Raw genomic sequence first — 11,051 nt, 5'->3', positions numbered from 1 at the left:
GGCGGCTTCCCCCTCACAAGGCATGCATCCATGAATACCCGTCAGAACAAGATCGCGCTGGTCACCGGCGCCACCCGTGGCATCGGCCTGGAAACCGTGCGCCAGCTGGCCCAGGCGGGCGTGCACACGCTGCTGGCCGGTCGCAAGCGTGAGACCGCCGTTGAGCTGGCGCTGAAGCTGCAGGCTGAAGGCCTGCCGGTCGAAGCCCTGCAACTGGACGTGACCGACGCGGCCAGCATCGCCGAAGCGGTCGAGCAGGTACGCCAGCGCCATGGCCGCCTCGACATCCTGGTCAACAATGCCGGCATCATGATCGAGAATCCCGCGCAGGCGCCGTCGGAGCAATCGCTCGAGACCTGGAAGCGCACCTTCGACACCAACGTGTATGCGCTGGTGGCGGTCACCCAGGCATTCCTGCCGCTGGTCAAGCAGGCCAAGTCCGGCCGCATCGTCAATGTGTCCAGCATGCTCGGATCGCAGACCCTGCACGCGGATCCCTCCTCGGGCATCTATGACTTCAAGATTCCGGCGTACAACGCCTCCAAGGCCGCGGTGAACAGCTGGACCCTGAGCCTGGCCTACGAACTGCGCAACACGCCGATCAAGGTCAATACCGTGCATCCGGGCTACGTCAAGACCGACATGAACGGTGGCAACGGCGAGATCGAAATCAGCGAAGGTGCGCGCTCCAGCGTGGAAATGGCACTCATCGGTGAATCCGGTGCCAGCGGCAGCTTCACCTACCTGGGTGAGGTGCTGCCATGGTGATCCGCACGTTGGCGATGGCCGTCTCCAGCCTGGTGCTGGCGGGCTGTGTCAGCGTCGGCCCGAACTACAAGGCGCCGGTGCAGGAACCGGTGGTGCTGCAGGGGGCGCAGCAGCCGGTGTTCAGCACTACCTCGCCGGTGGCCAGCTGGTGGGCGCAGTTCGATGATCCGGTGCTTGAAGAACTGGTGCACGGCGCACTGTCGGATAACCTGGACCTGCGCGTGGCCGTGGCCCGCGTCAGCCAGGCCCGTGCGGTGTTCGTCGAAAGCCGTTTCGACCAGGCCCCGCACATCACCGCGGGCGGCAGCTACGACCGCCGCAAGCAACCCGATCCGCAGCTGGGTGGGCAGCGGGTGTTCAGTGAAAGCTACCAGCTCGGCTTCGATGCCGGCTGGGAGCTGGATCTGTTCGGCCGCAAGCGCCGTGCAGCAGAAGCCGCGCGCGCCGACCTGGACGCCGAGCAGGCCAACCTGGCCGATGCGCAGGTACTGGTCGCGGCCGAAGTGGCACGCAACTACTTCGAGCTGCGCGGTACGCAGAAGCGCATCGCGGTGGCCCAGCACACCCTGGTCAACCTGCGCGATACGCAGAAGCTGACCGAGGCGCGCTGGGAGCTGGGCGCCGGCAGCGAGCTGGACGTGCAGAGCAGTCGCGCCCGGCTGAAGGCGATCGAGGCCGATATCCCGCTGCTGGAAGTGGCCGAAACGCAGTCGCGCAATCGCCTGGCGGTTCTGCTGGGCCAGCGTCCGGAAACGCTGACCGCCATGCTTGCGCCGCACGACGTGCCGGCATTTGCCAAGGCGCTGCCGCTGGGCGATACCCGCGAGCTGCTGCGCCAACGCGCCGACGTGCGCGTGGCCGAGCGTCGCCTGGCCGCTGCCACCGCGCGGGTGGGCGTGGCCACTGCGGACCTGTTCCCGCGGCTGTCACTGTCCGGTTTCGTCGGCTTCCTCGGCGGCGAGGCCAGTGGCCTGGTCAATGGCAACAACAAGGCCTGGTCGCTGACGCCGTCGCTGAGCTGGGCCGCGTTCGACTTCGGCACCGTGCGTGCACGCCTGCGTGCCAGCAAGGCTGAAGCCGAGGGTGTGGCTGCGCAGTATGAGCAGGCCGTGCTGCTGGCGCTGGAAGACACCGAGAACGCGCTGACCCGCTATTCCAAGCAGCAGGCGCGGCTGGCGATCGTGGTCGAGCAGGCGCAGGCGGCACGCCGGGCTGAGTCGCTGGCGCAGATCCGCTACCGCGAGGGCTCGGAAGACTTCCTGACCCTGCTGGATGCGCAGCGCACGCAGCTGGCGGCCGACGATGCGTTGGCGGCGGCTGAGTCCGAGGTCAATGTCAGCGTGGTGGGCGTGTACAAGGCACTGGGTGGCTGGGGGCAATCACCGCAGCCGCCGAGCGTGGCGCAGGTGCAGTAACCGCAGGGGACGGAAGCAGTGGCTTCCGTCCCTTTCTTCTGTCAGGGCCAGTGATTGGCCGGTGTGTCGCGCTCGCGCATGCGCACGATGCAGAAGCGATGGCCGGTGGGTGCTTCCATCACCCACCAGCGTTTGACGAAGCCGATCCGGCGCGCGCCGAGTTTTTCCAGTCGATCTGCCTCGGCATCGATGTCGTCGCTCTCGATGTCCAGGTGCACCCGTGAGGGGTGAGCTACACGTTGCACTTCCACGTTCAGGCCCGCGGGTGCGCCCTGCAGGTCGGCGTACTCGGCGCCATCTTCGCCATACGACGGCTGCGCCTGCAGACCGAGTGCGGCCGCCCAGAAGCGTGCGCCTTCGTCAGCGGGCGTGTCCTGGCAGTCGATGATGAATCCGGCCAGACGGCTCTGGTGCGCCATGACGTCCTCCGCAGATCGGGAATGGAGGAAGGGTAGCGCGTCGCGTGCTGTGGACGTTGTCACAGTCATGACGTTTCTGACTCTGCCAGAACCGGGGCCTGCGGTGTAACTAGTGGGGCAGATTCCGGGAGGGATGGCGATGAGCGACGACAAACGTGATACCCAGCGCATGCTGTTTGGTGATCCGGGACCGCCTGGCGCAGGGCTGTCGGTAGCGGTCGTAGTGCTGATGGTGTTGGCTACCATGGCGGCTGCGATCGGCTTCATGCGCCTGCCGGACCAGATGCTGGGGCTGGGCCTGATCGGCATCTCCGTGTTTCTGGCGGTCGGTGCCCGCATCTGCCAGGCACGCAACCAGCATCAGGCGCTGTACCGGCTGATGTCGCGACAGCCGCAGCCGTAGCTGCGGCTGCCGTACAGGTTCAGTGCTTCGGCCAGTCCAGCTCGACCACCAGCGGGAAATGATCCGACGGCAGCACGCCGTCGATGCGACGGTCATCGGTCAGGAAGCTGCGTGCATGGAAGTCACGCACCAGCACCCAGTCCAGCTGCACGGTGGCCTTGCCGGTGAAATCGTGGAAGGTCAGGCGTGGCCCCTGCGGAACCTTCACCTGGGTACGGGTGTCCTGCAGCAGGCGGGTGAATGCCTTGTAGGTGTCACCACCGGGCTCGCTGTTGAAGTCACCCGTCAGGACCACCGGCAGATCGGCCGGCAGGGCTTGCACGCGCTTTCCGATCAGCTCGGCACCCTTCACCCGGCGCGGTTCATCCTCGTCGCGGTAGGGCAGGTGGGTATTCATGAAATAGAAACGACGGCCATCGTCCAGGCGGCGGAACAGGGCCCAGGTGACCATGCGCGGGTACAGGTTGCCCCAGGTGATGCTGCCGGGTACGTCGGGCGTATCGGACAACCAGAAGTTGCCGGACTCCTCGATGGCCAGCACCTTGCTGTCGTAGAACACGCCCATGTGTTCGTCACCGCTGCCACCACGGCGGCCTTCGCCGAACCAGCGGTAGCCGGGCAGGTGTTCGGACAGGTAGTCGGCCTGCTCCTTCACCAGTTCCTGGGTGCCGATCACAGCCGGGTGCGCATCGAGGATGACCTTGACCATGGCATCGCGGCGGTCGGGCCAGCGCTTGCCCGGTTCGGTATCGGCCGGGGTGCGGACATTGAACGACATCACTTTGAGTGGCGCCGGTGCAGCAGCCGAGGCGACGGCAGGCAGCGCAAGCGCCAACAGCGCACACAGCACGGGGCGACGGAAACGCGACAACATCGTGGAATCCCTCCATTCCATGAAAACGGTTTCATGGAGCATGCCATGGAAGGTGGGGGCAGCGGTATGCCGGGATGGGCGACTGGGAGATGCCGGACGGGCGCTGGACGCTCCGCCCGGCAGATGCCCCTTGCCCGATCAGGGGTCGTAGATCATCCCGTTCTCGTCGCGGTTGTAGTGGTCGCTGACTACGCGGGTGCCGTCGTCATGGACCACGTACAGTGTGCAACGCTGGTGGAACACGTTGCCGCTGATGCGGAAGGGCACGCACTCCTCCTGCAGGCCGACCTCTTCGGCTGCATTCGCCGGCGGCGAGGGCACCAGGGCAGCAAGTGCAACTACTGCAGCGAAAGAAAAAGCGGTCATTCGATTGTGCAGCGTCATTGATCACACTCCTTGGAGTCGTAGTCGGTGTCCGATGCAGATCAGTCTGCCGGGAGGTACCACTGACCGTTCTCGTCTATCCAGTACACCGACGTGAGAACGGTGCCGTCTGCCAGAGTGCGGGTGACGGTGCAGCGCTGATGCACGAGGTTGGGCCCAAGTCTTACGGGCACGCAATCGGTCGTCGATCCGGGGGACCCGGCCGCGTGGCCGGTTGCCGGTACCACACTACCCAATGCCAACATCAATGCGGCCATCGCGGCCAGTTGCAGTTTCATAAGCATCATCCTTGCTTTCTGCAATCGCGCACATGCGCATGGCGTGTGTAGCACGCGAACCAGACTGCCGAAAGTGTCTTGCCCGGATCAGTCCTCGATCTCGCCGCGCCGACTGGCAGCGCGTACCGCCTGCGCGGTGGTTGCCACCCCCAGACGCTGGCGCGCGCGACGCAGGTGATTTTCCACTGTACGGGCGGAAAGCCCCAGCGTGGCCGCGATCTCCGCCTGGCGGCGGCCGGCGGCGACCCAGCGCAGCACCTCGCGTTCGCGCGTGCTCAACGCACTTCCGGAAAGCTCGCTGGGTGTCTCTGCAAGCCGGCGAGCGGCACGGAATGCTGCAGCTGCAGCAGCTTCCAGCTGCAGGCGCGCGCTGGCCGATGCATCGATCGCTGTCCCGGCAAAACTGATCGCGCCTTCCAGACCGGTGGTGCCGAACACCGGCACCTGCAGACCGTGCAGGCCTTCACCACGTGGCTGCTTCACCACCTGATAGCGTTCGCCGCGAACACCCTGGCGCTTGCTCCAGAAGAACGGCGCGTCACTGTCCAGTACGTGGCGATTGACCGGGCAGGCGTGCAGGTAGCGCGCGAGGTCGGTACTGCCGCCGTCGCCGAACCAGTCGCCCTCGATCCAGTACACGCGCTGTGTACCGCGCTCCAACCCCGTGCCGGTGGCGAACACCAGCACGCGGTCGTAGCCGAGTGGTGCAGAAATGCTGCGTAGTACGGCGCCCACTGCACTCAGTGAGCGGGCGCATTCCAGTTCCAGCAACGCCTGCACCAGTTCGCTCATCCGGGTCAGCGCCCGGCCAGGGCGTCGAGCAGCGTGCGCGCGGCCAGCTTGCCCAGCGCATTTCCGGCCAGCGGGCTGTCGCCGGTCAGCAGCAGGCGATCCTGCAGCACGCTGCCATCGATGCCGTCATTGACGATCTGCACGCCCTGCTGCGCCAGGCGCTCACCGAAGAACCACGGCAGCTGCCCGGGCATGTAGCCGATCTCCGGCGTCTGCCGGTCCATCGCATCGGGGAAGGCACAGATGCGGTAGTCGCGGAACAGCGAACCACCATCGGCCTCGTCAACGCCTGCGGCCAGTAATGCGGCCGGGCCGTGGCAAAGGGTGATGATGTGACGTTGCTCGGCCATCGCCCAGTGCAGGGCTGCCTTTACCGCGCGACTCTGCGGCAGTCCGATAAGTGCGCCATGGCCACCGGGGATGAACACGGCTGCATAATCCGATGCGGCATCGAGGCCTGCCACCACCTCATCCAACTGCAGTGGCTGGCGGAAGCGGGCTTCGTAGCGGTCGTACAGTCCGCCGATCTCCGTGTCCTCACGCGGGAACGCCCACCACTCGAACTTGGCGGCGTTGCCGGACAGCGTGGCCACATCGATGTCGAAGCCGGCCTTGTCCAGGTGGTACATCGGCAGCAGGGTTTCCACCGGATGGTTCCCGGTGGAGAACAGGTGGCCGTTGGCAGTGGGCAGATAGCGTTCGTCCGCAGCGATCATCAGCACCTTCCAGCGGCCATCGCGGCGTGCGTCCGGATAGTCGGCACCTGACAGATTGCTCTTGGGCGATGTGAACTGCGACAGCGAGTAGGGCGACGGGAAGAAGGCATCGCGCTCGGCCGGGTCGGGGCTGGGCTGGCGGCTGGGCTCTTGCGTGTTCATGCGGACCTCCAGTGGGGTGGTGGGATCCAGCATAGAAGGGCTGATGCGTACAGGCGATGAGGGTTTTCCCTCAGCCGCGCGCAGCTACTTCACCGTGGCCGAATGCTCCTGCATGTCTTCATGCAGGATCCGCCGCAGTTCGACGATGGCCGGCGTGGCTTCCTGCACGCTGTGCCCGGATACGATCACCTTCTCCGAATCCGCGTGCGGCAGGTGCGAGCTCCAGTAGGGCACCAGCCCGTCGTCGGTCTTTTCCAGCGGCCCATCGGCCTTGGCGCGCGCGATGATCGAGTGGTAGTGCACCTTCGGCGACATCGGCAGGTCGGCCACCGCGCGGACGAAGGGATCGTCCTTGTCCAGGTTCTGGATGCTGTTCATCTGGTAACCGTGCTTGCCATCATTGCGGTCGATCTGGCCGTCGTTGGCGATGGTGGCGACGTCTTCCAGCACGGTCAGCGGCAACCGCACCAGGCGACCGATCCAGCGGCCCAGGCGGGTGCCCGCCACGTCGGTGCCGCGGTGTGGCGTGGCGATGAATACCACGCGCGATACTTCCGGTTCCGGCAGGAAGGTCAGCACCGGTGCGCCCTTGGTACGCAGCAGTTCACGCTGTGCCGGCGTCATCTGCGCAGTCTCCAGCAGGGTGTCGACCAGATGATCGCCGGAAGAGGAGATCATCAGCCGCGCGATCACGCCACCCATGCTGTGCCCGACCAGCACCATGTCATGCGAAGCCTGCGCCTTGCCGCTGGGGTCGAAATGCTTGAGCACTTCGGACAGTGTATGACGCATCGCATCGTGGCTCATCGCGATGGGCATGTTGGTCGGGTAGTAGAACTGCCAGACCTGGAAGTCCTGGCGGATCTCGTCGTCGCGCATCAGTTCGTTGGCGACGTTCACCCAGGCTTCCGGGCTGCTGGCCAGGCCATGGATCATCAGCAGCACGCGGCGGTTCGGATCGTAGGGCTGCATCATGTACAGGTGCGGCGTGTCGATGCCGCCCTTGCCACCGAACAGCGAGCGCAGCGACTGGTGGCTGAAGTTGGAACGGGCCAGCCACAACGCATAGCCGGCGGTGAAGTTCGCGGCCAGCGGAACCTGTTGGCCATGCAGGGTGACTTCCGTGACCTGGTAGGGATCGTGGATCTCCAGCTCAGGCTCGTCGTCGTGCAGCACTTCCCACAGGTTCTTTCCCGAGAAGCGCAGCAGCACCGTCATTGAAGGGGAGGGCATCTCGCTCCAGCTTTGCGCGGCCGATGTGCTTGCCTGCGCGGCGGGCGTCGCTGCCGAAGGCGGGGTGGCCATGCTGCCAGCCGGGTCGTTCATCACCGCCACCAGTTCGGCACCGAAGCCATCGCGGCGATGCACGCTGCGCAGCGTGCCAGTGAACGACAGCGAGGCCGCCGGTACCAGTTCGGTAGGGGTACGCGTATCCAGCGGTGATGCTTCGCCTGAAGGGGCCAGTACGAAGGTCCAGCGGCCCAGCTGGAAGTGGCTGGCCTGGCCGTGCACGCGGCCCGTGGCATAGGCGTCGTACAGCTGTACCGACGCTTCCTGCACGGCCAGGTTGTAGTAGTCGCGCACCTGGGTCTGGCGATCTTCGAAGCCGCGCTGGTTGGCGGTGCGCTCGGTGAAGAACAGATAGGCATAGGCCTGGCGCGCGACCTGCATCCACGCATCCAGGCGCGGTTGAAAATCGGCATCCAGCTCGGTGATCGCGCTCTTGGCGCGGCCGGATGCCGAGTACTCACGCTTCGGCGCCGGCAGGGTCATCGCATACTGCAGCCACAACTCGGCCAGGCTGGAGCGTTTGTCTTCCTCGCGCACCACGATGCTGCTTTCCATCGCCTCGATGCAGGGCAGGCCCGGTTTGGCGCATACGCCTTCATCGAGGCCGGCCACCCGCAAGGTCTCCGTGGTCGCCGCGCTGAGCTTGCCGGAAGTGAGGATGTCACCGCGCTTGAGCGCGATGTACTGGCCGGGCGTGACCGAGGCCACCTGCACCGACGGCCCGAACTGGCGCAACGTGGCGCAGCCGCCCAGGGTGAGCAGCACAGTGATGATGAGGGTCGTGCGGCCGATGAAGCCCAAGCCCGTGGTTGCCATACGATCCTCCTGCGCGGTGGCGCCACTCTAGCGGTCGGCCTGTCAAAGCGGAAGATACCGGGCGGTCGGTTTGGGGGGCTCAGGCGCTGCCATCCAAGCGATTCAGCCGGTTCCGTGTGACACTGGGGTGAATGGAGTTATGCAGGGACTGCGATGACGTGGCTTGAGACCCGGATCCCGCCGCCGCTGGTGATGCTGCTGTGCGCGGGGATCGGCTGGCTTGGGAGCCGACTGTGGCTGGAGGCGGTGTTGCCCCTGCCGATGCGGGCGCTGATGTCAGGCGGGGTGATGGCGATCGGTGTGGCGCTGAACCTGCTGCCGAAGCTTGCGTTCCAGCGGGCGCGCACCACGGTCAATCCGCTGCGCCCTTCGGCATCAAGCGCGCTGGTCACGCGCGGCATGTACCGTTACACGCGCAATCCGATGTACCTGGGCCAGGCAACGATCCTCACTGGCGCAATGTTGTACCTGCAGAACACGATCGCGTTGCTGGCTGTGCCGTTGTTCGTGCTCTACATCACCTGGTTGCAGATCATGCCGGAAGAGCGGGCGTTGCTGGCCCGCTTCCCCGACGTGTATCCGATGTTCCGCCAACGTGTGCGGCGTTGGCTGTAGCGGGCATCACCCGTTATCGAGAGATCTGGCACTTCACGGCAGCGGAATAGCTTTCGTAGTCATCGCCTGCGATCACGTGCAGGGTGTGGCGCTTGTCGATGGTCTTCACGTATGAAGGTTCCTGCGTGTTGGCGTGTTCGTTGACCGTGTTCACTGACCACGCTTTGGCCAGATGCGTGGCGTCAACGCCGTTCAAGTAGACGAAGAGGCTCTTCTCGCCCTCGGCCACGTTCACATCGGCACTGGTGACGGTGCCGCCGAACAGGGCGACCGGCTTGTCCTCCGGCTCGAAGGTGCCACCCGGTTTCCTGGCCAGGCCAGCGGCCTGGAGTGCATCGATGGCGTCGGCCTCGCTGAAGTCCGAGCCGGTCTTGCAGGCCAGCAGGGCTTCCAGCGTGGCGGTGCCGGGGGGCGCGATGGCCGGTGCCGCGGCGTGCGTGGCTGGGGGTGCGGCGAGGGTGACGAGGAACAGGGTGAGAGCGACGGGAGCTTTCATGGCAGATCCTTTAATGTGTCGCGGGATAGCCGGTGGCGGGGCGAACAGATCCCGGCCACCGGCCACATTCGGCGTGATGGGTCAGTCGAACCAGACCAGCGGCATGTCGGCATTGAGCGACATGTGGCGGAAATCTCCTAGCACCTGGGCCACGGCCTGCACGGTGTGGCAGCCCGTTCCCAGCGCGGACGATCCCGCGCTCAGGTAGCTGGCGGAGATGGTACGGGTGCTGACCGAGTCCGGTCTGGAGCCCAACTGCTGGGTGCCGAGGCTGCCCACCTGCTGGCCATCGATCTTCAGGAACAGGAACACGCTTCCGCCACCGTCGTTCGGGTCACCCTGCACGCGGGACTTTGTCGAGAAAAGCACCACGCCGTTGTGCCCCTGCGGAATGCAGACCTGGCCCTCGCCAATGACCACCTGCGAGCCCGCTGACGGACAGCCCGGCGCGAAGCCATTGGTCCCGACACAGACATAGGCGAAGCGGCGGTAGGGGCCTGCGGCGGCGTAGTTAAATCCAGGATTCAACCCCTTTCCGACCACGCCAAAGCCGTTGGACAGCGTCACCAGTCGGGAGTTGGCGCCGAACTTGTACTTTACGTTGTTGGTGTTGGCGTCCTGCGGCTGGTAGTACGGCGATTCGGACGCGACGAAGCTGACAGTGCTGTAAGCCGGCGGATTGACGAACAGGCCTTGCGAATAGAAGGGAGCCTGCGTTTCTGCGCCACTGAAGATGTCATTGATCGACCAGGTCATCGATTCGATGCCGGGCTCCTGCTCGTTCAGGAAAATTCCCATCATGCCATCGCCGTAGTTGCCCCATGCGAACGCGCGGCCGGAAGCCATGGCCACGATGGGGCCACCGGGATTGCCGGCCTGGGCAGTCATCAGCAGCTTGCGGTCCTTGGCCTGCAACGCCATTCCTTCAGGGCTGCCGACGGTATTGAAGTCCAGCTGCGCGGTGTCACTCGGAAGGCTGCTGTTGGTTACCGAGCCTGCAGATGTGATGAGCACGGAAAGGTTGCTGGCGGAGCCGAAATTGACGGCCGAACCGATGGCCTGTCCGGCCAGGTTGACCGTATGGTGTCCGGCGGGCAGGTACTTGGCACCGATGACATTGAAGGAGTGCTGTTGGGCCGATGTCGACTGCCGCCAGTCGATGTAGCTGTCGTTGGAGACCACCTCACCGTTGATGGTGATGTAGGCGTTGGCGGCAGAGCGGCCGCCAGGGAAGTACCGTCCATCCGACTGCACATATACCCATCCAGGGGCGTTCAGATCGATGGTGCTCGAAAGCAGGGTTGCCGTGCCGGGTTGTACGCGCTGGTCAGCGGCCAGCTGCAGATAGCGGGAGCCTGGGGTGGCAGCGGAAGCCTGCCCCAGTGCCAACGCCACGGCCAAGCCCACAAACAGTGTGATGCGCTTCATCTGATGTCCTTTCAGGTTTCGGGTCACGTCGTGTGACGCAGGGACTCTACTGGATCCGGATCTCAGCTTCTGTGACTGGCTCCCGATGCGGGTGGCATCGGGGAATGTCGGGACGGCAGAGGAGGCGCCATCCTCGGAAAACAAAAAAGCCGGAACTCCATTGACGGGAGATCCGGCTTCTTGCGGCCTCGACAG

Annotated in this window: 13 protein-coding genes; 4 read left to right on the top strand and 9 right to left on the bottom strand. The window is 65.2% G+C overall.

Translation table 11 applies throughout. The features are described from left to right. The first annotated feature begins 30 nt into the window (after window positions 1-30). Together AC5P78_RS17150 and AC5P78_RS17145 are read left to right on the top strand one after the other, a co-directional pair. Entirely contained in the window at window positions 31-768 is a 738-nt protein-coding gene (locus AC5P78_RS17150; protein WP_414498297.1) for an SDR family oxidoreductase, read from the top strand. Further along, a complete protein-coding gene (locus AC5P78_RS17145) occupies window positions 762-2,183 on the top strand; it encodes an efflux transporter outer membrane subunit (RefSeq protein WP_044569860.1) in 1,422 nt (473 codons plus the stop codon). Before AC5P78_RS17150 ends, AC5P78_RS17145 begins: the two co-directional genes overlap by 7 nt. Window positions 2,184-2,224: 41 nt before the next feature. Here the strand turns inward: AC5P78_RS17145 and AC5P78_RS17140 are convergent, their stop codons facing one another. Next, window positions 2,225-2,602, bottom strand: coding sequence for a VOC family protein (locus AC5P78_RS17140; RefSeq protein WP_005409114.1), 378 nt, complete (start codon window positions 2,600-2,602; stop codon window positions 2,225-2,227). A gap of 139 nt (window positions 2,603-2,741) precedes the next feature. On the opposite strand from AC5P78_RS17140, the gene AC5P78_RS17135 reads away from it, so the two are divergent. After that, a complete protein-coding gene (locus AC5P78_RS17135; RefSeq protein ID WP_060380179.1) occupies window positions 2,742-3,005 on the top strand; it encodes a hypothetical protein in 264 nt (87 codons plus the stop codon). 19 nt (window positions 3,006-3,024) lie between these two features. Here AC5P78_RS17135 and AC5P78_RS17130 read toward each other — a convergent pair whose 3' ends face one another. The 6 genes from AC5P78_RS17130 to AC5P78_RS17105 form a co-directional block, all read right to left on the bottom strand. After that, complete coding sequence (locus AC5P78_RS17130) at window positions 3,025-3,879, bottom strand: endonuclease/exonuclease/phosphatase family protein (protein WP_201862394.1); 855 nt, start codon at window positions 3,877-3,879, stop codon at window positions 3,025-3,027. 138 nt (window positions 3,880-4,017) lie between these two features. Continuing rightward, window positions 4,018-4,263 (bottom strand): hypothetical protein, encoded by a 246-nt coding sequence (locus AC5P78_RS17125; protein WP_024956429.1) that lies wholly within the window; start codon window positions 4,261-4,263, stop codon window positions 4,018-4,020. 41 nt (window positions 4,264-4,304) lie between these two features. Further along, the gene (locus AC5P78_RS17120) at window positions 4,305-4,541 is read right to left on the bottom strand and encodes a hypothetical protein (protein WP_024956430.1); all 237 of its coding nucleotides are present in this window, start codon (window positions 4,539-4,541) and stop codon (window positions 4,305-4,307) included. A gap of 87 nt (window positions 4,542-4,628) precedes the next feature. Continuing rightward, window positions 4,629-5,333 carry a PA1136 family autoinducer-binding transcriptional regulator gene (locus tag AC5P78_RS17115; protein ID WP_201862392.1) on the bottom strand — a complete coding sequence of 235 codons (705 nt, stop codon included), beginning with the start codon at window positions 5,331-5,333 and terminating at the stop codon, window positions 4,629-4,631. Window positions 5,334-5,338: 5 nt separating this feature from the next. After that, on the bottom strand, window positions 5,339-6,211 hold the full coding sequence (gene hchA, locus AC5P78_RS17110) for a glyoxalase III HchA (RefSeq protein ID WP_111687903.1): 873 nt from the start codon (window positions 6,209-6,211) through the stop codon (window positions 5,339-5,341). An 84-nt stretch (window positions 6,212-6,295) separates the two neighbouring features. Beyond that, a complete protein-coding gene (locus AC5P78_RS17105; RefSeq protein WP_065183325.1) occupies window positions 6,296-8,317 on the bottom strand; it encodes an esterase/lipase family protein in 2,022 nt (673 codons plus the stop codon). Window positions 8,318-8,470: 153 nt separating this feature from the next. Between AC5P78_RS17105 and AC5P78_RS17100 the strand changes: the two genes are divergently transcribed. Further along, entirely contained in the window at window positions 8,471-8,932 is a 462-nt protein-coding gene (locus tag AC5P78_RS17100) for a methyltransferase family protein (protein ID WP_201862391.1), read from the top strand. A gap of 13 nt (window positions 8,933-8,945) precedes the next feature. Here AC5P78_RS17100 and AC5P78_RS17095 read toward each other — a convergent pair whose 3' ends face one another. After that, window positions 8,946-9,428, bottom strand: coding sequence for a hypothetical protein (locus tag AC5P78_RS17095; protein WP_201862389.1), 483 nt, complete (start codon window positions 9,426-9,428; stop codon window positions 8,946-8,948). An 81-nt stretch (window positions 9,429-9,509) separates the two neighbouring features. Next, on the bottom strand, window positions 9,510-10,883 hold the full coding sequence (locus AC5P78_RS17090) for a hypothetical protein (RefSeq protein WP_157806731.1): 1,374 nt from the start codon (window positions 10,881-10,883) through the stop codon (window positions 9,510-9,512). Window positions 10,884-11,051: the final 168 nt, after the last annotated feature.

The sequence above is a fragment of the Stenotrophomonas sp. YJH_SMC_133 genome (genome assembly GCF_059370655.1).
Note: the sequence above shows the minus strand (reverse complement) of the source record. Positions and strands in the feature narration are given on the sequence as shown.

Coding starts and splice junctions, on each gene's coding strand:
- AC5P78_RS17130 (WP_201862394.1), bottom strand. CDS start 3,879: ATGTTGTCGCGTTTCCGTCGCCCCGTGCTGTGTGCGCTGTTGGCGCTT.
- hchA (WP_111687903.1), bottom strand. CDS start 6,211: ATGAACACGCAAGAGCCCAGCCGCCAGCCCAGCCCCGACCCGGCCGAG.
- AC5P78_RS17150 (WP_414498297.1), top strand. CDS start 31: ATGAATACCCGTCAGAACAAGATCGCGCTGGTCACCGGCGCCACCCGT.
- AC5P78_RS17140 (WP_005409114.1), bottom strand. CDS start 2,602: ATGGCGCACCAGAGCCGTCTGGCCGGATTCATCATCGACTGCCAGGAC.
- AC5P78_RS17105 (WP_065183325.1), bottom strand. CDS start 8,317: ATGGCAACCACGGGCTTGGGCTTCATCGGCCGCACGACCCTCATCATC.
- AC5P78_RS17125 (WP_024956429.1), bottom strand. CDS start 4,263: ATGACGCTGCACAATCGAATGACCGCTTTTTCTTTCGCTGCAGTAGTT.
- AC5P78_RS17145 (WP_044569860.1), top strand. CDS start 762: ATGGTGATCCGCACGTTGGCGATGGCCGTCTCCAGCCTGGTGCTGGCG.
- AC5P78_RS17095 (WP_201862389.1), bottom strand. CDS start 9,428: ATGAAAGCTCCCGTCGCTCTCACCCTGTTCCTCGTCACCCTCGCCGCA.
- AC5P78_RS17135 (WP_060380179.1), top strand. CDS start 2,742: ATGAGCGACGACAAACGTGATACCCAGCGCATGCTGTTTGGTGATCCG.
- AC5P78_RS17115 (WP_201862392.1), bottom strand. CDS start 5,333: ATGAGCGAACTGGTGCAGGCGTTGCTGGAACTGGAATGCGCCCGCTCA.
- AC5P78_RS17120 (WP_024956430.1), bottom strand. CDS start 4,541: ATGAAACTGCAACTGGCCGCGATGGCCGCATTGATGTTGGCATTGGGT.
- AC5P78_RS17100 (WP_201862391.1), top strand. CDS start 8,471: ATGACGTGGCTTGAGACCCGGATCCCGCCGCCGCTGGTGATGCTGCTG.